Source organism: Virgibacillus sp. CM-4, from assembly GCF_000445495.1.
Classification (GTDB): Bacteria; Bacillota; Bacilli; order Bacillales; family Amphibacillaceae; genus Virgibacillus; species Virgibacillus salexigens.
In genome coordinates, this window is sequence record NZ_AUQA01000002.1 from 16,194 (window position 1) to 38,029 (window position 21,836).

Below are 21,836 nucleotides of genomic sequence, written 5' to 3' on the forward strand. Positions count from 1 at the left end.
CAATTACAATTCTATTCCTGTTCCATTCCAAATATAAACCTATTTTTGATATTAGACTGCATATTCGGGGCTAAACTGTAACTCTTTCCTTTATAAAAACAGATAAGGGATAAGATGCGAGAGCATGTTATCCCTTTCTTTCTTATAGTGGTCTATCTCCTAAGATCCCCATACTTTCAATATGGGATTTTGCTTGTTCATCACCTAGTTGATACACCATACGATAAGCTTCCATCAATTCATTATCAAATTCATCATTTGATGGATCATTATGATACGGAACAACTGGGATATGTGCACGAAAAAATGTCCGAATACCAGAAGCATCAGCCTCATTAAATTTTTCCCTCAATAAAACGATCTCATCATCGGTTGCGTGTATAACAAAATCCTCATTATTGTCGTATTTTAGTTTCGAAATCTCACCTGTTCCCATATTAACATAGTATTTCTTTTTCTCCATCATTCACACCTCCTACTACTAATGTTCCTTAAAAACGAGGGAATGATGTACTCAAAAAGAAAAACTCGCCATAACTGACGAGTATCTTTAATAATATTAATTTGCAGCGTTAACAGTATTTCTGCCATTAGCAAAAATACAACGACCTTTTCCATGAGGTATGCACATTGGTGTACCAAACCTCGGATCAAACGTCACATCACACATCATTTCAAATACATGATGTACTAAATTACAGGTAATAATTTCTTCAGGCTTTCCTTGTGCAAAAATTTGCTTATCCTTAATTGCAATAATATGATGTGCATATCTACAAGCTAAGTTTAAATCGTGAAGAACCATTACAATGGTTCGCCCTTCTTTTTCATTTAAGTCAAACAAAAGATCAAGTACCTCAATCTGATGCGTCATATCTAAGTATGTCGTCGGTTCATCTAGCAGAATAAGATCAGTATCTTGAGCAAGTGTCATTGCAATCCATGCTCGTTGTCGTTGACCACCTGATAAGGAGTCAACGGGACGATCCTTCAGAGCTATCATATTCGTTGATTCTAAAGCATGGTTTACAGCGTTTTCATCCTCATCCGACCATTGCTTTAAAAAACCTCGATAGGGATGTCTACCTTGTTTAACAAGCTCATGAACCGTTAAACCTTCAGGGCTGATAGGGCTTTGTGGTAGAATAGCCATCTTTTTGGCAACATCTTTAGTACCCATTTTAGCAATGGCTTCACCGTCTAACACAACATTACCCTTTTTCGGTTTTAATAATCGTGCTAACGACCGTAGCAATGTTGACTTCCCACAACCATTTCCACCGATAAATACAGTAATTTCGCCTTTGGGAATCTCTACATCTAAATCATCTATAATTACATTTTCCCCGTAACTAAGCGTCAGGTCATTTGCTGTTAAGGTTTGCATTGGAATCTCTCCCTTTCCCTCTAATTATTTCATTATTTATAGAGGATCGATACAAAGCACTACCCTTAGTTTATTTGCTTTTTCACAATTCGTCAATGACTTTGATAATCATTTTCACTTAAAATTCAAAAAACAAGGGCAGGCTTTTTACAATTATTCCAATGCTTGTAATACGTCATCAATTGTTTTTTCAGAAGCAATCAAGCCTTTATTCGTCCAATTACTTGGATCATTTATCTGATAAACATGATTGTTTTTCGCTGCTTTTGTAGCTTGCCAAACAGAACTATTTTTCAAGGTTTCTACCCCTTGTTGACCTTCTTCTGCTAATAGAAAGACATGATCAGCATCCAATTCCGATAGCTTTTCGATAGAAATAGGATTCCATTCTTCTGTTGCATCTCCTAATTCTTCAATTAATGCTGGTTGCTTAATTCCAAGTTCATTATAGAGCACGCCTGCACTATGACGATTATGTTCAAACAAATAGAATTTATCTCCCATAACCCAGATAATTGCTGCACTTTCATCACCAATTGTATTTGACAATTCTTTACTTGCATCTTCTACTTTTTGATCGTAGTCGTTCAGTACCTGATCAGCTTTATCCTGCATCCCAAGCATTTCTCCAAAAACTTCAATTTGTTTACGCCAGTCTTTTGTTGTCTCTTCAGACATCACATACGTTGGTGCTATCTTACTATATTCTTCATAACTACCTTCATAATTTTGAATGGCATTCTCTAGTATGAGCAGGTCGGGTTCTTGACTCAATACCTGTTCTATAGGAAGGTTCCATTCTATTTTTGGAACATCTTTTAAATCTTCTTCCAAATACTGTTGAATGCTGTTTCCAATTGCCCATTTAGCTACAGGAGTTACACCCAAAGCCAGTAATGCATCTTCATGATAGGGGGCGATTATATTTTCCGGATTAGCAGGGATGGTCACTTCCCCCATTTCTGACTGCATGGTTACTTCTGTATTATTTGATGTTTCCTTTTCCTCCTGATTACCTTCGTTATTCTCTGAAGATTCATTACTTCCACAAGCAGCTAGGAATAATACCCCAATGAATGATACAAGCAAAATTATATTTGATAATGTTTTGGATTTCATATGTAGGTCTCCTTTATGATATAATATTCTCCGTATCAATGATAATCATTTTCAATTAGGAAGTCAATTTTTCCTATTATTCAGGGGGAAAACATGCTACATACAATTAATCATTCGACCTTTCTACGATTACTTATAAATATTTTCGCTTTTATTGCATTGCTATTATCCATTGGTTTTTCAATCGCTTTAGGTGCTGTTGATATTCATTTAAACACCGTTTGGAATGCTTTATTTCATTTCGATTCAGAAGTAACCTCCCATCAAATCATTCAAGAGTTACGCCTTCCACGTGCATTTGCGGCTGTATTAGTAGGAGCGTTTCTCGCCATTTCAGGTGCAATTATGCAAGGTATGACTAGAAATCCGCTAGCGTCTCCCTCCATTATGGGAGTGACAGAAGGATCCGCTCTCGCTTTAGTTATCATGCTTGCTTTTTTTCCAGCAGCTTCAAATAGTGGATTAATTATAGCATCATTTATTGGCGCTGGACTTGCTGTTACAATGGTGTTTATGATTGGTTCTTTTTCCAAGGGGGGCTTAACGCAAGTAAAACTTGCACTTGGAGGTGTAGCAATTAGTACCATGCTAAGCTCCATATCGTCATTAATATCCTTACATTTCCAATTAGAAAGACAGATGGGATTTTGGATGGCAGGAGGCTTGGCTGACACCAATTGGAACTCTATTCAACTATTACTGGTTTGTGGTGCGATTGGTTTGACTTTAGCCATTAGTATGTCAAAATCTATTACAATATTAAGTTTAGGCGACGATATAGCTAGTGGTTTAGGGCAGAATAATATGTTAATTAAGATACTTGGAATTTTCAGTGTATTATTATTAACCGGTGCCGCTGTATCTATTGCTGGTCCTGTAGGTTTTATTGGGCTAATTGTTCCTCATATTACAAGGTTTATTATGGGCACGGATTATCGGTGGATTATTCCCTCCTCCGCCATTTTTGGAGGATTATTGCTTGTACTGGCTGATGTCGTTTCTCGACTAGTAAATGCGCCATATGAAACACCAGTGGGAGCTATTACATCATTAATAGGTGTTCCGTTCTTTCTTTACTTAGCACGTGGAGGTGGAACAAAATGAAGAAAATACATAAAAGCAAATTTAGATGGACCGTATTCATTTTAGTTATTGGAGTCATTATTTCATTTTTTCTAAGTTTGAGCACAGGAATCATTGCAATTTCTCCAGCTGAAGTTGTCCAAACCATCCTGCATAATGGTACAGCACGACAAGAAATGGTACTTTTTGACTTTCGATTACCTGGTATTATTCTCGCATTATTCATTGGGGCTGGCTTAGCTGTTTCAGGTTCTATCTTGCAAGGAGTAACTCAAAATGAACTAGCGGACCCAGGGATCCTTGGTATTAATACAGGGGCTGGGCTGGCAGTAGTGTTGTTTTTATTCTTTTTTCAAGGGGATCTAGAACCTACCAATACATCTTCTATCTTTTTACTACCTATCTTTGCATTTATTGGTGCTTTAGTAGCAGCGGGATTCATTTATCTTCTTGCATGGAAAAAGGGAATCGACCCAATTAGACTTGTCCTTGTTGGTATCGGCATTAATGCCGCATTTAGCGCATTTCTTGTTATATTTCAATTAAAAATGGATCCACAGAATTTCCGCCAGGCAACGGTTTGGTTATCTGGTGATATTTGGAACACGAATTGGATGTTTGTGTTATCTATCCTTCCATGGATCATTACCTTAATCCCGGTTACGATATCAAAAGCAAAAACTCTGGATGTGCTAACCTTAGGAGATGAAGTAGCGGCAGGGTTAGGATCCAAAATTGAAAAGGAACGAGTTACTTTATTATTTCTTGCCGTCGCATTAGCCGGTGCATCTGTTGCAGCTGGTGGGGCAATTGCCTTTTTAGGACTCATTGTGCCACATATTACAAGAAAGATCATTGGTCCCTTACACCAATATATTATACCTATCTCCACACTAATTGGTGGCTTATTATTAATCATTGCTGATATGATTGCTAAAAATCTTTTGCAGCCGACACAAATGCCAGTTGGAATTATTGTATCCATTTTAAGTGCGCCTTATTTTATATACTTACTTATGAAGACAAAATAGTTTAGGAGAGATTCGAAATGGCAGAACAACATGATTTATATGATGTAACGATTATTGGTGGTGGACCCGTTGGATTATTTACCGCCTTTTATAGCGGAATGCGGGAAATGAAAACCAAAATTATTGAATATTTACCTTTTCTTGGGGGGAAAGTTCCGTATTTCTACCCTGAGAAGATCATTCGGGACGTTGGCGGCATCCCTCAAAAAAGCGGAGAATTATTTACTGAAGACCTAATAAAACAAGCAAAAACCTTTAACCCTACGATTGTCTTAAAAGAACAAGTCGTTGGAATTACTCGTTTAAAAAATGGTCACTTTCAACTTACGAGTCGTGATGGACAAGTACATAATACAAAAACGGTTATCCTTGCCACAGGGTATGGGATACTAAAGTCAACCAAACTAGAACTTCCAGAAGCACCTACTTATGAAAATGACACGCTACATTATACCATTCAACGAATGGCTAGCTATCAAGGGAAACACGTGTTTATCTCAGGTGGAGGAAATTCTGCTATCGACTGGGCTAATGAACTTGAACCGATAGCAAAACAAGTCACACTAATCCACCGAAAACCTACATTTAGAGGGATGGAAAGCAATATTTCGAAAATGAAAAATTCTTCTGTGAAAATTAAGCAGCCTTATCACATTAAATCCTTACATGGTGAGAGAAGTAAACTTTCTCATATTACCCTTCAACATGCAGATACGAAAGAAATAGAAACACTTCATATTGACAATCTAATCATTAGTCACGGCTTTCAGATTGATTTAGGATCAATTAATGACTGGGGAATGGAAATGGAGAATGGCTCTATAAAAGTTGATTCTACTATGTCAACAAGCATTCCTGGGATATTTGCCGTAGGAGATATTGCTAACTATCCGAATAAACTTCATTTAATCGCAGGGGGATTTAACGAAGGGCCGATCGCTGTTAACGCAGCGAAACAGTTTATTGATCCGGAACACACGTTATCTCATTTATTTTCAACGAATTACGAGCCTTTTAGGAAAGAATAAGGATGCACCCTTATTCTTTCCTTATATGTCTTAACTGGCTTCTTACTAGTTTGTTTGATGCATTACGCGGTAAAGCGGCTACTTCATGAATTTCTTTTGGAAGTTTATAATTAGCTATATGTTCGCGTAAATAGTTCATCACTTCATCAAATGCGATTTGGGTGTTAGTTACAACAAATGCAATCGGTACTTCTCCCCATTTATCATCAGATATACCTGTAACGCCCGCTTCTTTAATAGCAGGATGACCAGAAAGTACACTTTCAATTTCGGATGGGTAAATATTTTCACCGCCAGAAATGATTAAGTCATTTCTCCGGTCTACCACATATAAAAAGCCTTCATCATCTAAATAACCTAAATCTCCCGTTGCTAGCCAGCCATCTTTCAATATCTTATTTGTCGCTTCTGGTTTCTTATAATAGCCTGATGTTACCATGGGTCCTTTGACATATATTTCGCCTATTGTCTGATCAGACGATTCAACCTTTACTTGTGCTGGAAATAATGCTTTTCCGGCTGACCCCACTTTCTTAAGGGCGTCGTTTGCATTGAGAGTGACAATTTGTGAAGCGGTCTCCGTCATTCCAAACGACTGAAATACTGGTACATTTAATTTTTTTGCTTGCTTCAAAAGAGGAAGTGGTGCAGGCCCTCCACCTAACAGAAAACAGCGCAATGTAGTAGGATATTGATTTGTTCCAAGTTCTTCTACTAATTGCTGCAACATAACAGTAACAACAGAAACAATTGTTACACCGTCATTTATAATGGCTTGATGAACAGCTTTTTTATTAAATTTCTCTAATAAATATACCGGCATCCCATAAATTACACTCCGAATTAAAATGGATAAACCACTAACATGAAATAACGGTAACGCAGCTAACCATTTATCTTGGTCATGAATTCCTAAATTCAATGCGCTGCCAATTGCACTCCACCAGTGGTTCCCATAAGTGTGAATAACACCTTTAGGAAATCCAGTTGTACCAGAAGTATACATAATTGTAAAAGGATCATTTAATCTAATTTCTTTTGCTAATGCGATTTTTTTTGGATGTCGTTGATGAATTTCTGTATAACTTGCTTGATGTTTTATGGATAAGCTTGATGCTTTGTCCTTTAACTCTTCAGGATAGATCAAAAAACAAACATCCGCATCGTTTAATTGATACATGAGTTCATCTTTTGTTAGTCGTATATTTAACAACACTGCGATTGCCTTTAAATAACTTAGTGCATGAATAGCAACAATCATTTCCTGTTTATTCGTTGATAGGATGGCAACATGAAAGCCTTCCTTCACACCCCAATCTGCTAATTTCTTAGCATAAGTTTGACTTTGATTCTTTAACTCTTCGAATGTTAGCCTTTGTCCGTTTACCAATTCAATAGCAGAACAATGAGGTGAAATATCAGCCTGTTTCGATAGCCAATGTGGAATGGTCGTATCTTGCATTATAAAGCTCCTTACAATAATGTTTTGTTAACTTATGTAAATTGTTATAGAAAACACCTTTGCTAAAAGCAAAGGTGATACATTTTAAAATCTTTTGCAACTTAAGGAAAACGAGGGAACTTCTTGAAATCTGGTTTTCTTTTCTCTTTAAATGCGTCTCTTCCTTCTTTTGCTTCATCCGTTGTGTAGTAAAGAAGCGTAGCGTCTCCGCCCATTTGTTGTAATCCTGCTAAACCATCTGTATCTGCATTGAATGATGCTTTCAAGAAGCGTAATGCGGTTGGAGATTTTTCCAGAATTTCTTCACACCACTGAATGGTTTCTTCTTCTAACTTATCAACGGGCACGACTGTATTTACTAATCCCATTTCATAAGCTTCTTCTGCATTATATTGTCGGCATAGGTACCATATTTCACGCGCGCGTTTATGGCCTACCATTCTTGCTAACAAACCAGCACCGTATCCAGCGTCAAAACTTCCAACCTTCGGTCCTGTTTGTCCAAAAATGGCATTATCTGCAGCAATCGTTAAATCACAGACAACATGTAGCACATGTCCCCCACCAATTGCATAGCCAGACACCATAGCAATAACTGGCTTAGGAATTGTTCGAATAAGCCGTTGTAAATCTAACACGTTTAGTCTAGGAACTTGATCATCCCCGACATATCCTCCATGTCCTCGAACAGATTGGTCACCACCCGAGCAAAATGCTTTTTCGCCTTCACCAGCTAATAGAATTACACCAATATTTGAGTCATCTCGTGCATCCGCAAATGCATCAATCATCTCATTCACTGTTAATGGTGTAAATGCGTTTCGTTTTTCTGGTCGGTTAATTGTTACTTTAGCGATTCCATTATATTTTTCATAAATAATTTCTTGATAATCTCTTACCTGTTCCCAATTTACTGTCATGTTATTTCCTCCTTTAGATAGTATGTAATAATGAAGTAATCGTATGGTACTTAGGCTAGTTTAGTACCTGTGATATACTCATTTACTATTTTACCAAAAATCTTTGGTTTCTCCACATGAATTGCATGTCCAGCTTCTGATATGATCTGTAAACAAGCATACTCAAAATGTTTATCCATTACCTTCATTAGTTTACAATATTTCTGATCATTTTCCCCAGCAATTAATAATACAGGCTTAGAGAAAGAGGAGAGTTCCTCCCACCAAGAACGTTGAACGCCTGTCCCCATTGTCCGTAATGAATCAGCTAATCCTGAAGCATGTTGAGACAAACGTTCTTCTCGTATGATTTGTTGCTGCGAATTAGGTAACTTTTGCTGGCTTTGAAAAAGTGGGATTTGTTCCCAATAATTAACAAACCAATCGATCCCTTTCTCTTCAATTTGCACCGCTAAATAATTATCTTTTTCTTTTCGTTGTCGACGTTCTTCTGCTGTTTTTAACCCTGGCGATGTGCTTTCTAATAGTAATGATGATATCATTTCAGGATATAACATCGCATAGGTAATTGCCGTTCTACCTCCCATTGAATACCCTAATAAATGAAACTTATTTAGTTTTAGGTAGTTAAACAATGCATGCAAATCTACACAACAGGCTTCCATGGATGAAACAGATCCAGTTGTTTTACCATGACCTGGGAGATCAATCGTAATACATGTCCAGTTATTTTTCCATGATTGTATAAACGGTTTCCATGTATTTCTGCTCCCTGTAAAACCATGTAATAATACAAGCGGATCGCCATCCCCTTGGACTTCGTACCAATATTTCATTTGATTTATGCAGAAATACATGTATTATTCCTCCCCACTTACGATTTCTTCTTCAATCGCCTTCCATTTATCACGATGCCAGATTGCATTAGCCTCTCTGTCTGTTTTGACTTCAATCACTGACAAACCATTGCGCTGATAACTTGCTTGTACGGCCATTTTTACTTCCTCTTCAGATTGAGGTCGATCGTAGTGTCCGCCATACATCGCTATTACATGCTGAAAATCGATATTTAACGGTGTTCCAAATAAAGCTTCGAAGTGTCTTTTATCATTCGCTTGAGGAAGAAACGAGAAAATTCCTCCGCCATTATTATTCATTAGCAGTACAGTAGCAGATATACCATAATGCATTGCTGCATGTAAACCATTCATATCATGAAAAAAAGATAGATCTCCGAGAACTAAGGTTAATCGACTTCCGTGGACTGCAGCTCCCATACCACTTGAAATCATGCCATCTATCCCATTAGCCCCTCGATTAGCTAGAACTTCAATATGTTTTTCAGTTGTTAAAAAGAAAGTATCCAAATCACGTACTGCCATACTGTTACCAACGAAAATGCTACTATGATTTGGAATTGCATGAATTAGCCCACGCATGGCTTCTCCTTCTGTGATGGGATTTTCTGTATGACGTGAAAAATGTTTTTTTGAAATAGCATTCATCTGCTGCCATTTGCGAAGCCATTCCTTCCTATACTGGGTATGATTATCCACCTCTGTAAGTGCTTCACAAACAGCACGTGCATTCGCAAAGATAAATTCCGTTTTATTGCCGGTTGGTTCTCTAAACCCTCGTTCGTTTTCTATAACTATTTGTAAAGCATCCATATGTTGTTTCACAAAAAATAAATAAGCTTTTGAAACAGGCATGGCTCCAATACGAATAATAAAATCCGGTTTTAACTCTTCACGAATCGTTTCATTACGTAAAAATGCATCATAACCATCAATGATATGCTGCTTTTTATGCTCCCCAGAACGTAACTGTGAAAGGGGGTCGGCAATGATAGGAAGTTCCCATTTACTAGCTAGCTTTGTCACTGCCTTTGCTAAATACCGATCTGTTTGTGGACCACAAACTATAAGACCTTTTGCTTTATTTTGAAGAAGCTGAGATAATTCGGTTAATTGATTACTTGTAAGATGCTTTTCACCTTCAAAAGTTGGAAGATAAGAAGTTTGACTTACCTTCCCCCATAAATGGTCCAATTCAAAATCCACAACTAGTGGTTCTCTAAATGGGAAGTTCAAATGTACAGCACCTGGGTTCCCTTCTTTCGCCATAAAAAAAGCCCTTGCAGCTTTACTACGAGCATACTTTAGCATATCTGGCGCTGCCTCCGGAAGGGCCATTTCTTGAAACCACTTCACATAATCCCCATATAGTTTTATCTGCTCAATTGCTTGTGGTGCCCCAACATCTCGTAATTCATGCGGTCTATCCGCTGTCAATACAATTAAAGGTACTCTGCTATAATAAGCCTCTACGATTGCTGGGTAATAATTAGCAGCTGCTGTTCCAGAAGTACATATCAATGCAACCGGCCTTTTTGTTTTTTTAGCCATTCCTAGTGCAAAAAATGCAGCAGAGCGTTCATCAATGATAACCCATTCTTTAATGCTCTCATGCTCAGCAATTGTTAATGCTAGTGGCGTAGATCTTGACCCAGGTGAAATGACAGCATCCGTTAATCCGTTCATCGCTAATTCATCAACAAAGTTTGCTGTATAGCGTGTTAATACTTCAGTGTGATTCATGATTCTCCTCCTAAAACAGAAAGCATTGGTGCAAATTTTATTCTGGTCTCTTCGAATTCTTCCTCTGGCTGAGAATCCTTCACTACCCCACACCCTGCAAACAATGAAGCTTCATCCTTTTGTATAAGTCCAGACCGGATAGCCACAGCAAATTCACCATTTTCGTTGTAATCAAACCAACCAACAGGAGCACCATACCAGCCTCTATCAAGCAATTCATTTTCACGAATAAAAAGCATGGAAGCAGTTCTTGGAAGTCCGCCAAGCGCAGGTGTTGGATGTAATTGCGATACAATATCAAATATACTATGGCCTTGTTTTAATACACCTGTAACCGGTGTATATAAATGTTGTAAGTTTTTCAAAGGATAAATAATCGGTACTTCTGGCACATAGACTTGCTCGCAATATTTTGCCACACCTTGTTTAATCATCTGTACAACAAAATCATGCTCTTCTCTGTTCTTCATATCTTGCATTAAAGCGTTGGCTATCTTTTTATCCTGTTCGTTTGTCTTTCCTCTCGGTGCCGTCCCTGCTAAACAGGTTGACAACAGCTCTTTATTCTTTATTTTTACTAACCTTTCAGGACTTGCTCCAATAAAACAGCTGTTTTTTTGTTCAAAAGCAAAGACATAGCTATTGGATTGTGTAGCTATTAATTTTTCAATTACTGCTGCTCTATTTACATCGCGATTTAATTTTAATCGTACTTCCCTCGCCAAAACAACCTTATCCACTTGATCATGGCTAATTTCTTCGGTAGCTTTCTGTACAATTTGTTTCCATTGATCAGGAGCAATATCATGTTGTTGAACAATCTCCAATGGTTGTTTCTCTAATTCCTTAAGTGATAACAAGATACGTTCATCGTTTCTAATTTGATTAGATAATTGAATAACATGATCTTCTTTCGTTATTTTTATATTAACTGTTAAATAACATTCATTCTCAAATTTGGTAAGTAAATACTCCGGAACAGTAAAATAAATAGACGGAAAATCTCCCCACAATTCTGTTCGTTTCTTTTCAGGGTCAAAATCCATCCCCCCCAAGGAAACGAGACCTGTTCCTGGAACTTCATATGGATTATAGATCACTGCTTGTCCACGCAATTGCTCCCAAGCTGATTCAATAAACGAAAATCGGTTTTCGTTCGCATCCATCTCAAACGCATTTCCTACTCCAGTCATGGTGAACGATTCTTTTGCGCTCGTCCAAAATACCCGCTCTTTATTTAAACGTAAAGCCGCTTCAAAGAAGTGAACCGGATTAGTTGTTTGAATTTTTTTTGTAATGCTTACAAGTTGAAAATCTTTACCTGATGTTGTTATTCGTTGAATTGCATCTTGTAAAATATCCTCAACTTGTTGTTCTTGTACTTCAATCATTTGCATTAACCTCCGTTAAACTAACAATGACAAACTTCCATCTTTATTTTATTCTCTTTTTTGCGGATTCTCAAGGAAATCAAACCCGAACGTTGACACCTTATTACAAATTCCATAAAATTAATATGATATAGGTATTAACAGGAGGAACATGCGATGCAATCATCTGATAAAGTTAATATAAAAGAAGCACTGAATGAAAGAGATGGATTTCAGGTCTGGTGGCGATTATTACGACCTCATACACTAACTGCATCCTTTATACCAGTATTTGTTGGGTCGATGCTTGCTTTTCGAGAGGGGTATGTGAATTTACCGCTTTTTATAGCTATGCTCATAGCAGCTGTGCTTATTCAGGCTGCCACCAATATGTTTAATGAATACTACGATTTTGTTAAAGGTTTAGACTCAGAAGACTCCGTTGGTATTGGTGGTACCATTGTACGAGACGGAATAAAACCAAAAACGGTTTTACAGTTAGCTCTTGGATTTTATGGAATAGCTATTTTACTTGGTATTTATATTTGCTTAGAATCCAGCTGGTGGATTGCAGTTATTGGTTTAGGTTGTATGGTTTTCGGTTATTTGTATACGGGAGGACCGTTACCAATTGCTTACACTCCGCTAGGTGAATTATTTTCTGGATTTTTAATGGGAACCGTCATTATTGGAATTAGTTATTTTATTCAAGCTGAAGTCATTACGCCTGAAGTTATCTTTGCATCGATACCAATAGCGCTTTTTATTGGAGCCATCATGCTATCAAATAACATTCGCGATTTAGATAATGATAAAGAAAACGGAAGAAAGACATTAGCTATCCTGCTTGGACGTAGAAATGCTGTTCGTTTTCTTGCTTCCATGTTCATTATAGCCTTTATGATTACAGCAATTCTCATTATAGCAGATATTCTACCGATATGGTCGATCATTACATTTATAGGAGCAGTTAAAGCTGTTGACGTCATTAATAAATTTAAAGGCAAAACACAGCCGATTGAAATGATGCCTGCAATGGCTGCAACCGGTAAGACAAATTCGATTTATGGTTTATTACTTGGGGTATCATTATTTATTAGCATGTTCATATAAAGAGGGGGTTTCTCAATGACATTCAACGATACGTTAATGGAAGTGCTTGGTATTCAACAAATCTCTTTAACAAAGGACAAAGTAATTTTGTCAATGCCAGTAGATAAGCGAACACACCAGCCTTATGGCTATTTGCATGGGGGAGCATCTGTAGCTCTAGCTGAAACAGCTGCTAGCATTGGAGCCTCATTACATGCTGACCCCCAAACAAAAAGTGTATTCGGAATGGAAATTAATGCGAATCATATACGAAGTAAACGCAGCGGCATGGTAACTGCTACAGCTACGCCCCTTCATACTGGGAAGACATCCATGGTGTGGGATATAAGAATCACGGATGAACAAGCTAATCTCATAAGTGTGTCTAGATGTACAATTGGTATCGTTTCAAAAAGAAAGGAAACAACCGAATCCTTCAGAAAGGAGAGCTCTAATGAGCAAACATCTTAGTCAAGAAAAAATAGCTGAACTTAAAAGCCGGTTACTTTATATGAAAAAGGAGATCGAAAACGATTTAGCTGCAAACGATCCAACAAGCCCAAATGAAGCTGTGGAAGAATTGGCTGATTATGATAACCACCCAGCAGATATGGGTACTGAACAATTTGAGCAGGAAAGAGATGCAGGGGTACAACAGATAAAAGAAGATCAATTACAGGATATCAAAGAAGCATTAGCAAAGATAGAAAAGGGAAATTACGGAGTAAGTGAAATCTCAGGTAAGCCAATTCCTATCGAACGTTTAGAAGCTCAACCAACTGCTCGTTATTTAGTAGAAGAAAAATAAGAAAACAGCTAAAGGCCATCGAGACTTTTCTCGATGGTCTTTTTTATTTTTCAAAGAAGCAACGTGAAATGAGATTAGCATCACAGAAATGGATAACCAGAGATATTAGTGCAAGCTTTCATTCTAGGAATATATCGCAAAAAAGAGAAAGGATATGAAAAAAAGCTTGTAGCGAACCCCTTGTTCGCTACAAGCTAACCTCCCTCTGTTAATAATCGTTTTAGGGAGCTAATCTTATCTGCTTTTGTTCAATCCAGTGACGCATTTTTATAAATAATGGAACAAATAACATTCCAATTACGATTCCTTTAATAATATTGAATGGCAGGATACCAGCATAAATAGCAGCCCACTTCACTGTACTGCTAGACATTCCTTCCCAACCCATTAGCCAACCATAAGCCGGCAATATAATAACATAGTTTAGTAAACTCATACCTAAGGCCATTATAATTGTACCAGCAGCCAATCCTGAAATAACACTTTTAACACCTTTAAACCGATGATATAAGATGGAAACAGGTAAAACCAGCATTATTCCAGCAAGAAAATTCGCCACCGCACCGATTGGATCTGCAGCACCGGTAACAGCTATATACAACAAGTTTTTAATAGCCACTACAATAACCCCAGCAATTGGGGAGAATATTAGTGAAGCCATCATCGCCGGTACATCACTAAAATCAATTTTTAAATAAGCTGGTAAAAACGGCAATGGGAAATTCAGAAAAAACAATAAAATGGATACTGTTCCAAGTAACGATAGAATAATTAATTTAATTAGTTTTGATGATTGCTTATTGGCAATATGCATTACCATACTCCTCCTTCATCTCCTATCGATCCCTATCTCGTGATGAAGGACCAAAGCCGATAACTTTCCCATCCAAAAAACCCTAAAGCTCCTAACCGGGGCTTTAGGGTTATCATGCATATTCATAGGAAAAAGCAGTGCGTCTTCACGCACATTATCAGGCTCGACATCTTCTCCCATCCAGACTGTAACTGTCGGCTCTGGACTCACACCAGATCAACCACAATCATTGATTGTGGGTCACGGACTTGAAGCTAAAATAGCTTCTTACCGTCGGTCGGGAATTTCACCCTGCCCCGAAGATGGAATCGATTATTATATTGTAAATTCATTTTACCCTAACTTTACAAATTTGGCAACAAAGAAGCTTTGCTTATACATACAAAAAACATCCTGTATCACAGCGAACTGATACAGGATGTTTTAAATGCTAATTACTACTTATTCCGCTACATTAATATATAATTTTCCCTCTGCTTGTTCACGTGTTTCATTGCCATAATCATCTTCGACTTTCACTTCAATAACAGCCCCTTCTGCGACAACATTACTAGTCGCTGTCCAATACCCAACATAATGTCCTTCTGAAGTTTCCATCATTGGAAGTTCGGTTGCATTGGTGACCGTATTTGTTAATGGCATATGAATAAAGTAGCTTGCTTTTAATCCTGGCTCACTATCAAACTCAAACTTAACGGTTTGTCCAGCTTCAAGATTAACATCTTCTTCAGGAGTTAAATTTTCGATTTCTGGAGCTGTGAAGTCAACATCAAGTGTGACGGATTCCGTTGCAGTATTACCTGCTAGGTCATGAGCTACAACTTCAATTTGGTTCTCACCCTCGTCTAACAGGATTCGCTTAGAATAGCTTCCTTCTTCCACATCAGCTTCTTGACCATTAACTTCAACAACATCAAGATTTGTATCGGAAACTGTGCCTTCTACTGTAACCGTCTCACGATTTGATTTTTCACCATCTTCAGGATTGTCAATCGTTAATTCAGGTGATTCCGTATCTAACGTTACATTTACAGGTTCCGATTCTCCAGTAGGTGTACCATCCAGAAGAGATACGGCTGTTAACTCATTTGCTCCTTCAGATAATGTTGTTGGAATTGCAAATGCACCATCCTCACCGATCTCTGCTGTACCTACTTCTTCACCATTATTTAACAATTGAATTGTTGTTGTCGGTGAGGCTGTACCTTCTACTGTAACCTCTGTCTCATTCGTGATGGTATCATTAGCAGGAGCTGTAATTACTGGTTCTTCTACTTCGTAATTAACACGAGCACGAATCATATAATTTCCTTCAGCAGAAGGAGACTTCGACCATGTACCACCAACTAATTGATAGCTACGCTCTGCATTTTGACTGCTTTCATCTGTTGCTAGTCCAGGAGCTTCTGTATTCGTTGCTGTCTGAACATAAACAACATAGAATTCTTTATCTACAACAATACCATGTTCCGATAGATCGATAACTGTCCATTCGTTCGAATCACGGATTGCCTCTGCATCGAACGGTCCAGCTAGTTTTTCACCTGGAGCTCCATCTGTACCAGTAGCATCCCAAATTTCAACTTGGAATTCCGTACCTCCTGGATTCGGGAACTCTTCATCCCAGAACTTAAATACAGCTGCATCAACGACGCCAGATTCTTCACCTTCAGGAAGTGTCATTTTTACTCCCCATCCATTAAATGCATCGTAGAAAGCACGTGCATTTTCTGCTGTGCCGTCATCATAAGCAATTTCTCCACCAGGAACAGTATAGAATGGTTCCAATTCCACATTTTCCGTGACATCTCCATCTTCTAGAGATACTTCGACTTCTGTTCCGTGGTATCCACTTGCAACTACTTTTAAGGTATAACTTCCTTTATATGCGGTTAAAGAATAGTTACCTTCTTCATCTGTAGTTACTGGTTCCACATTTGCATCTTCTTCCAATAATAAGGTAGCTCCTGATACAGGCTCTCCCGTTTGTTGATCTGTGACTGTTCCGCTAACGGTGAATTGATCCATTTCTTCCAGGGTAAAATCAGCTTCCGTTGTTCCATCTGCTTCCACTGTAACTGCCTGCTCTTGAGATTCAAAGCCATAAGCTTCAGCTTTTACTGTGAAGTCACCGGCAGCATGCAGAAGCGTATAGCCCCCTGTAGCTGGATCGGTAGCGACTGAACGTCCACTTTCCAACACACTAACTTGAGCACTCATTGGTAATAACGCAGGGCTAATTGTATCCTTTTCTGGATCCAATTCTTTCTTTGGATTTACAGGCTGGATTTTTGCAGGATTCACTTCTTCTTTTAAAGAAGCTTTTTTATCATTTTTAACAATACTTAGCGCATTATCAAAACCAACAACTCCTACATACCCTTTATCTTTTGATACAGAAGCACTTTCACTATTTGATGTTTCAGCTAAAGTTACATCATCAATATACCAGCCTTCTCTCGACACACTTCCATCGCTATCAAGATTGAAACCAATATAAACACGTTGACCACTATATTCTGATAAATCAACTTCTGCATTTTCCCAGCCATCAGTTGTATCCGTTACCCGTAATAGCTGTGTCCATTCTTCCTGATCTGTTGAGATAAATACATGACCGTAATCCCAATTATTTTCAATATTATACCACTGATTAAATTGTAAATAGGCTTCTCCCTCAGGTAAATCAATAGGTGGCATGACCAATGTTGTATTAGCATTATTATCATATTCACCTGCCAAATTAGTTGCATATACATTTTCACCGGAAGCAGCACTCTCAGGACCTGAAGTTGGTACACCACGCCCCCAACTATTTCCTTCTCCAATAACGGACCACCCAGCTGATGGGGATTCAAAATCATCAGAGAAACCAACAGAGACCCCTGGTAATAAAGCAACCTCATAACTATCGCTAGTTACTTCATTGTCTCCAAAATCATTGATAACCCAGTTGTAGGATAAAGATTCACCAGTAAGCTGTTCTCCTGGGATTGTCGCTTGATATTCACCTTGTTTGTAATCACCAGAAATTCGTTCTGCCTCAACGGATTGCGTTTCTCCATCTTGATTTGTATATTCTAATGTTACATTATTAACACTAATGTTATCTGTTACTTCGATCGTTAAATCTAGATCCATACCAATATAGGATTCTGTAATTCCTTCATGCTCAAAGGTAGGTGCTTCTGCATCTTCACCAGCTTTGGTAACCTGTCCTTCTATTGTTCCTAAGCCAGTAACAAGTGAGGAAACAGCATCATAGGCATTTACTAGACCAGCTCCGTACCCATTATTTGGTGACTCAGGAAATTCATCATCCGTCAATGGATTTGCTGTTGTCATTAAAATTTCTTCAAGTTCATCGACAGTGAGACTAGCATCTGCTTGCTTCATTAAAGCTACAACTGCAGAAACCGCTGGTCCAGCCATCGAGGTTCCATTCCATCCACCTTCATAACCACCACCTGGTACACTTGAACGTATATTTACACCGGGTGCAGAAATTTCAGGTTTAATTTCATCGTAAGGAGAAGGTCCTTGTAATGAAAAACTTGCTAGTAAATCTTCTGAATCTGTGGCACCAGTTGCAAACGATTCCGGATAGTTAGCTGGTACAGCAACTGACCCAGGACCACCAGGATTCGTTAATGTTGTATTACCAGCAGAAAATTCCGGGAATATTTCCGCTGCTCTCCAAGCAGTAACCACGTCACGATACCACTCATCCAAGCCAGGACCACCGCCCCATGAATTATTAACTACATCAGGAGCCATGGAAGCGTCACCACCAGGAGCAAGCATCCATTCCGCAGCTGCTAACAACCACGTGTCATAGCCAGATCCTGCAGCATTTAACCCTTTAGCCGAAATCCATTTTGCACCAGGAGCAACTCCAATTTGGTTTGAACCATCTGGCTCGCTTCCAACCATTGTTCCAGTAACATGCGTTCCGTGGCCATGATCATCATAAGCCTCTTCTTCGTCTGCTGTTGCATCGAAAAAGCTATAGGTATGATCCACTTCACCCGTTTCAGCATTATATCCTCGATATTTTTCTTGGAGTGCAGGATGATCCCATTGTGCTCCACTGTCAATACTAGCAACAACAGTACCTGTTCCATCAAAGCCCATCTCCCATACGGATGGGGCACCTACACGTTCTACATTCCATTCAATATTGGCAAGCTCAGATGCAACTTCACCTGCCTCTTTATCTATTGTTACATCATATAGTTCACGCTCTTCGTTTGGTAAGATTTTTTCAACCTCTGCAAACGAAGCTATTTTTTCTGCTACTTTTTTTGTAGCAGTAACTGCCATACCATTTACGATATGGTAAGATTTAAATTTCTCCACATTACCTTTAGATTCTTGTTCTTCTAGGAAAGCTTTTACGTTTTCTTGAGACTCTAGTGCAGTCGTTTTTAATTCGGATATTACTGCAGAGCGTTGTACATGTTCAGCTTTTTGTGCTGACAAACTTGCCTTTGCTGCATCAGACTTTGCATTCTCAGCGACCTTCGTAACATCTGCTTTTTCACTGAATTTCACCAGGAAGGTTACCTTTTCGTCGTCTTTAAATTCTTTTACTAATCGATCACTGACTTTTTCCTCTACTGTTTTATTAGAATCCTTAGCGGCTTGATGTAACTTCCCACTTGATTCTGCATTAGCTAGACCTGGTGTAATTAAAGAAAATGTCATTAAAACTGTTGCTGCGACACTTAGTGCTTTAGATTGACGTCTTCTCTTAGCTTTCAACAGCTATTCCTCCCCTTCTTTTTTGACACAATCTGATGCAGATAAGAACCTATAATAAAAAAACACCTTCTGTCTCCCTCCCTTACCAATTTTGGTTCTTAGCTGACAGCGGTGCCTATCTGAAATATCTAGGTTGTTACAGCAAGTATAGTCGATGGAGAAGTCAGAATAGTGTCGAATCAAGTCGAAAGAATGCCGAATTTTCTAAATTGATAGAATAGTAGTAGTTTTTCTCTGATTTTTACATAGGTATATTTACGGGTGGCTCAAATTCCTATTTATAATAAAATAGCCCTACTCCTTATTACTAAAGAAATAGCGCTACTTTATTAATCAAACTACCTAGGTTATTTACATTGATTTCAAGATAAAAATAAATAAAATGGCCTAGCCTATTACAAATGATTACTTATTCATTTTCGTCTAAATAGAAAAACTAAGACTAAATCACTTTATTTTGTAACAATACACAATACAAATTAATTATGATTTGTAATTTTTATAATAAATTTGACTCATAAATTGAAATGTTGTTATCTTTTTGTTAAAAACTCAATCATCTAACGGGTTTAAGCTTTCTGTTCCGGATAAGGAAGCAATCACCTCTACCAATAGATCAATTTCCTGTTCGATATCTTGTAAACTGGACGTTTCCACAGGAGAGTGCATATAACGTAATGGTAAGGATACCAATGAAACTGGCACACCTTTGCCAGTTAACCGCATCTTATCTGCATCTGTACCAGTCATTCTTGGTGTAAGTTCATACTGTAAAGGCATGTTTAACGCATTAGCTGCCCTTTCTAATAGTTGGTTTATTTTTCGATTAATTGGTGCTCCTTTTGCCAATACTGGCCCATTCTCTAGGCGCACATCTCCATATTTATTTGTATTAACGCCAGGATAATCGGTAGCAAATGTTACATCACAAGCGATAGCCATATCTGGTGCTAAACCTGCTGCAGCAAAGTATGCTCCCCCCATATTAGTCTCTTCATTCACGGTGCTTGCAGCATATACGCCAACTTGACAGCCTTTTTCTTTTAAGCGTTTTAAGACTTCCGCAACAATAAAAGCACCTGTACGATTATCGAGACCACGCCCAGCAATATAACGATCAGCCAATATCTCTGGTACAGTTTGATAAACAGCTAAATCACCTATTTGGATTTTCTCTTCTGCTTCCGCTTTGGAACGAAACCCACAGTCAATGAACAAGTCCTCTAACTCAAAATCATTCTTCAATCCGCCATGATGCTGCGCATTCACACCAATTACTCCGGTAACGGTACTCTGAAATCCCAATACGGTTACTTTCATACCTACAGCTGCTTTTGGATTAATGCCCCCCATTTTATCAAAATGCAAAAAACCATTTTCATCCATTCGATTAATTACTAATGCTATTTCATCACAATGACCTGCTAACAACACTTTAAACGGTGCTTGAGGATTTAACACTCCAATTGCATTTCCAGCATGATCCGTACGTATTTCATCTGCAAAGACTTTTACATATTGAATCCACTTCTTCTGTATTTCCATTTCATTACTGGATGGCGATGGAGTTTTTAATAATTCCAACAAAAAATCTTGATTTGCTAAACTCATGTTTTACTTCCTCCTTTAGTGGCACACTTACCATTTATATGATAGCAAAAATTTCTCTAGAGATCATTTTTGTTTACGCATGAATGTAGGATGGGTACACTTTAAAGTAAATGAAATAGAAGGAGAGTATACGATGAACTTAAATCAATGGTTTGAAAAAGGAATAAACCCAGATACATACATTGAATCTATGGAAAAGCATAAAGAAAACTTGCTATACATCTACGATCATTTCGAATTACCTAATGATCAAACATTTTTTTCTAGCGTTGTGAAAAAGAAGCTACGTATCATCATACTTACTGAAGATTGGTGTGGAGATGCCATGTTAAACATACCGATATTATTACGTATAGCAGATACAACAGACATGGAGGTCCGTATGCTGCTTCGTGACAATAATTTGGAATTAATGGATAACTATTTAACAAACGGCAAATCACGTTCTATTCCAATTTTTATTTTCATTGATGAACAAGGTGAAGAAATCGCCAAATGGGGGCCAAGATCAAGTACCCTTCAATCATTTGTTGATCAATCTCAAGCTAAACTTCCTCCTAAAGATGCAAAAGACTATAAAGATAAATGGAAGGAGATGATTTTCTTTATGACGAAGTCTTATCGCGACCATACCCCGTTCTGGAATGACGTTTATCTTAGTTTAAAAGAAACGATCCAAGCAGCAACAAAATAAGTGGAGTAAAGGCCGAATGTATGCATTCCGCCTTTTTTTTATAGGTTATAATT

Annotated in this window: 18 protein-coding genes and 1 riboswitch; of the genes, 7 read left to right on the forward strand and 11 right to left on the reverse strand. The window is 38.1% G+C overall.

Annotation, left to right across the window (positions count from 1 at the left end; all coding sequences use genetic code 11):
- Window positions 1-142: 142 nt before the first annotated feature.
- The 3 genes from M948_RS23955 to M948_RS23965 all read right to left on the reverse strand — a co-directional run bounded on the left by M948_RS23955 (window position 143) and on the right by M948_RS23965 (window position 2,506).
- Window positions 143-466: a hydrolase gene (locus M948_RS23955; RefSeq protein WP_306465024.1), complete on the reverse strand. Its 324-nt coding sequence runs from the start codon at window positions 464-466 to the stop codon at window positions 143-145.
- A gap of 93 nt (window positions 467-559) precedes the next feature.
- Complete coding sequence (locus M948_RS23960; protein WP_021288879.1) at window positions 560-1,387, reverse strand: ABC transporter ATP-binding protein; 828 nt, start codon at window positions 1,385-1,387, stop codon at window positions 560-562.
- Window positions 1,388-1,540: 153 nt separating this feature from the next.
- A complete protein-coding gene (locus tag M948_RS23965) occupies window positions 1,541-2,506 on the reverse strand; it encodes an iron-hydroxamate ABC transporter substrate-binding protein (RefSeq protein ID WP_021288880.1) in 966 nt (321 codons plus the stop codon).
- 93 nt (window positions 2,507-2,599) lie between these two features.
- Here M948_RS23965 and M948_RS23970 point away from each other — a divergent pair, with 93 nt between their 5' ends.
- Genes M948_RS23970 through M948_RS23980 form a run of 3 tightly spaced genes read left to right on the forward strand, consistent with a single transcriptional unit; the run spans window position 2,600 to window position 5,648 of the window.
- On the forward strand, window positions 2,600-3,610 hold the full coding sequence (locus M948_RS23970) for a FecCD family ABC transporter permease (RefSeq protein WP_021288881.1): 1,011 nt from the start codon (window positions 2,600-2,602) through the stop codon (window positions 3,608-3,610).
- Window positions 3,607-4,620, forward strand: a complete 1,014-nt coding sequence (locus M948_RS23975) for a FecCD family ABC transporter permease (RefSeq protein WP_021288882.1) — start codon at window positions 3,607-3,609, stop codon at window positions 4,618-4,620. The genes M948_RS23970 and M948_RS23975 overlap by 4 nt, the downstream gene beginning before the upstream one ends.
- Before the next feature lie 17 nt (window positions 4,621-4,637).
- Window positions 4,638-5,648 (forward strand): NAD(P)/FAD-dependent oxidoreductase, encoded by a 1,011-nt coding sequence (locus M948_RS23980; RefSeq protein WP_021288883.1) that lies wholly within the window; start codon window positions 4,638-4,640, stop codon window positions 5,646-5,648.
- Between the two features lie 10 nt (window positions 5,649-5,658).
- Here the strand turns inward: M948_RS23980 and M948_RS23985 are convergent, their stop codons facing one another.
- The 5 genes from M948_RS23985 to M948_RS24005 all read right to left on the reverse strand — a co-directional run bounded on the left by M948_RS23985 (window position 5,659) and on the right by M948_RS24005 (window position 12,021).
- Entirely contained in the window at window positions 5,659-7,110 is a 1,452-nt protein-coding gene (locus tag M948_RS23985) for an o-succinylbenzoate--CoA ligase (protein ID WP_021288884.1), read from the reverse strand.
- Between the two features lie 101 nt (window positions 7,111-7,211).
- Window positions 7,212-8,030, reverse strand: coding sequence for a 1,4-dihydroxy-2-naphthoyl-CoA synthase (gene menB, locus M948_RS23990; RefSeq protein WP_021288885.1), 819 nt, complete (start codon window positions 8,028-8,030; stop codon window positions 7,212-7,214).
- Window positions 8,031-8,080: 50 nt separating this feature from the next.
- Window positions 8,081-8,887, reverse strand: a complete 807-nt coding sequence (gene menH, locus M948_RS23995) for a 2-succinyl-6-hydroxy-2,4-cyclohexadiene-1-carboxylate synthase (RefSeq protein ID WP_021288886.1) — start codon at window positions 8,885-8,887, stop codon at window positions 8,081-8,083.
- Between the two features lie 3 nt (window positions 8,888-8,890).
- Window positions 8,891-10,630 carry a 2-succinyl-5-enolpyruvyl-6-hydroxy-3-cyclohexene-1-carboxylic-acid synthase gene (gene menD, locus M948_RS24000; protein WP_021288887.1) on the reverse strand — a complete coding sequence of 580 codons (1,740 nt, stop codon included), beginning with the start codon at window positions 10,628-10,630 and terminating at the stop codon, window positions 8,891-8,893.
- Window positions 10,627-12,021 (reverse strand): isochorismate synthase, encoded by a 1,395-nt coding sequence (locus tag M948_RS24005; protein WP_021288888.1) that lies wholly within the window; start codon window positions 12,019-12,021, stop codon window positions 10,627-10,629. The genes menD and M948_RS24005 overlap by 4 nt, the downstream gene beginning before the upstream one ends.
- A 156-nt stretch (window positions 12,022-12,177) precedes the next feature.
- Here M948_RS24005 and M948_RS24010 point away from each other — a divergent pair, with 156 nt between their 5' ends.
- The 3 genes from M948_RS24010 to M948_RS24020 are packed head-to-tail and all read left to right on the forward strand — an operon-like array spanning window position 12,178 to window position 13,900.
- Window positions 12,178-13,113, forward strand: a complete 936-nt coding sequence (locus M948_RS24010) for a 1,4-dihydroxy-2-naphthoate polyprenyltransferase (protein ID WP_021288889.1) — start codon at window positions 12,178-12,180, stop codon at window positions 13,111-13,113.
- Between the two features lie 15 nt (window positions 13,114-13,128).
- Window positions 13,129-13,563, forward strand: a complete 435-nt coding sequence (locus M948_RS24015) for a hotdog fold thioesterase (RefSeq protein WP_021288890.1) — start codon at window positions 13,129-13,131, stop codon at window positions 13,561-13,563.
- Window positions 13,547-13,900: a hypothetical protein gene (locus M948_RS24020; protein WP_021288891.1), complete on the forward strand. Its 354-nt coding sequence runs from the start codon at window positions 13,547-13,549 to the stop codon at window positions 13,898-13,900. Before M948_RS24015 ends, M948_RS24020 begins: the two co-directional genes overlap by 17 nt.
- A gap of 220 nt (window positions 13,901-14,120) precedes the next feature.
- Here the strand turns inward: M948_RS24020 and M948_RS24025 are convergent, their stop codons facing one another.
- From M948_RS24025 to M948_RS24040, 3 genes are all read right to left on the reverse strand, one after another.
- Window positions 14,121-14,714 carry an ECF transporter S component gene (locus M948_RS24025; RefSeq protein ID WP_021288892.1) on the reverse strand — a complete coding sequence of 198 codons (594 nt, stop codon included), beginning with the start codon at window positions 14,712-14,714 and terminating at the stop codon, window positions 14,121-14,123.
- Between the two features lie 164 nt (window positions 14,715-14,878).
- Window positions 14,879-15,022: riboswitch (FMN riboswitch) on the reverse strand.
- A 133-nt stretch (window positions 15,023-15,155) separates the two neighbouring features.
- The gene (locus M948_RS24035) at window positions 15,156-19,421 is read right to left on the reverse strand and encodes a S8 family serine peptidase (RefSeq protein WP_081674653.1); all 4,266 of its coding nucleotides are present in this window, start codon (window positions 19,419-19,421) and stop codon (window positions 15,156-15,158) included.
- A 609-nt stretch (window positions 19,422-20,030) separates the two neighbouring features.
- Window positions 20,031-21,089 carry a M20/M25/M40 family metallo-hydrolase gene (locus M948_RS24040; protein WP_021288895.1) on the reverse strand — a complete coding sequence of 353 codons (1,059 nt, stop codon included), beginning with the start codon at window positions 21,087-21,089 and terminating at the stop codon, window positions 20,031-20,033.
- 133 nt (window positions 21,090-21,222) lie between these two features.
- On the opposite strand from M948_RS24040, the gene M948_RS24045 reads away from it, so the two are divergent.
- Window positions 21,223-21,783 carry a thioredoxin family protein gene (locus tag M948_RS24045; protein WP_021288896.1) on the forward strand — a complete coding sequence of 187 codons (561 nt, stop codon included), beginning with the start codon at window positions 21,223-21,225 and terminating at the stop codon, window positions 21,781-21,783.
- Window positions 21,784-21,836: the final 53 nt, after the last annotated feature.

What these genes read in the sequence shown, in the direction of transcription:
- M948_RS24025 (WP_021288892.1), bottom strand. Translation starts at nt 14,714, where the DNA reads ATGCATATTGCCAATAAGCAATCATCAAAACTAATTAAATTAATTATT.
- M948_RS24035 (WP_081674653.1), bottom strand. Translation starts at nt 19,421, where the DNA reads ATGACATTTTCTTTAATTACACCAGGTCTAGCTAATGCAGAATCAAGT.
- M948_RS24010 (WP_021288889.1), top strand. Translation starts at nt 12,178, where the DNA reads ATGCAATCATCTGATAAAGTTAATATAAAAGAAGCACTGAATGAAAGA.
- menB (WP_021288885.1), bottom strand. Translation starts at nt 8,030, where the DNA reads ATGACAGTAAATTGGGAACAGGTAAGAGATTATCAAGAAATTATTTAT.
- M948_RS24015 (WP_021288890.1), top strand. Translation starts at nt 13,129, where the DNA reads ATGACATTCAACGATACGTTAATGGAAGTGCTTGGTATTCAACAAATC.
- M948_RS23960 (WP_021288879.1), bottom strand. Translation starts at nt 1,387, where the DNA reads ATGCAAACCTTAACAGCAAATGACCTGACGCTTAGTTACGGGGAAAAT.
- menD (WP_021288887.1), bottom strand. Translation starts at nt 10,630, where the DNA reads ATGAATCACACTGAAGTATTAACACGCTATACAGCAAACTTTGTTGAT.
- M948_RS24005 (WP_021288888.1), bottom strand. Translation starts at nt 12,021, where the DNA reads ATGATTGAAGTACAAGAACAACAAGTTGAGGATATTTTACAAGATGCA.
- M948_RS24045 (WP_021288896.1), top strand. Translation starts at nt 21,223, where the DNA reads ATGAACTTAAATCAATGGTTTGAAAAAGGAATAAACCCAGATACATAC.
- M948_RS23970 (WP_021288881.1), top strand. Translation starts at nt 2,600, where the DNA reads ATGCTACATACAATTAATCATTCGACCTTTCTACGATTACTTATAAAT.
- menH (WP_021288886.1), bottom strand. Translation starts at nt 8,887, where the DNA reads ATGTATTTCTGCATAAATCAAATGAAATATTGGTACGAAGTCCAAGGG.
- M948_RS23975 (WP_021288882.1), top strand. Translation starts at nt 3,607, where the DNA reads ATGAAGAAAATACATAAAAGCAAATTTAGATGGACCGTATTCATTTTA.
- M948_RS24020 (WP_021288891.1), top strand. Translation starts at nt 13,547, where the DNA reads ATGAGCAAACATCTTAGTCAAGAAAAAATAGCTGAACTTAAAAGCCGG.
- M948_RS23965 (WP_021288880.1), bottom strand. Translation starts at nt 2,506, where the DNA reads ATGAAATCCAAAACATTATCAAATATAATTTTGCTTGTATCATTCATT.
- M948_RS23955 (WP_306465024.1), bottom strand. Translation starts at nt 466, where the DNA reads ATGATGGAGAAAAAGAAATACTATGTTAATATGGGAACAGGTGAGATT.
- M948_RS24040 (WP_021288895.1), bottom strand. Translation starts at nt 21,089, where the DNA reads ATGAGTTTAGCAAATCAAGATTTTTTGTTGGAATTATTAAAAACTCCA.
- M948_RS23980 (WP_021288883.1), top strand. Translation starts at nt 4,638, where the DNA reads ATGGCAGAACAACATGATTTATATGATGTAACGATTATTGGTGGTGGA.
- M948_RS23985 (WP_021288884.1), bottom strand. Translation starts at nt 7,110, where the DNA reads ATGCAAGATACGACCATTCCACATTGGCTATCGAAACAGGCTGATATT.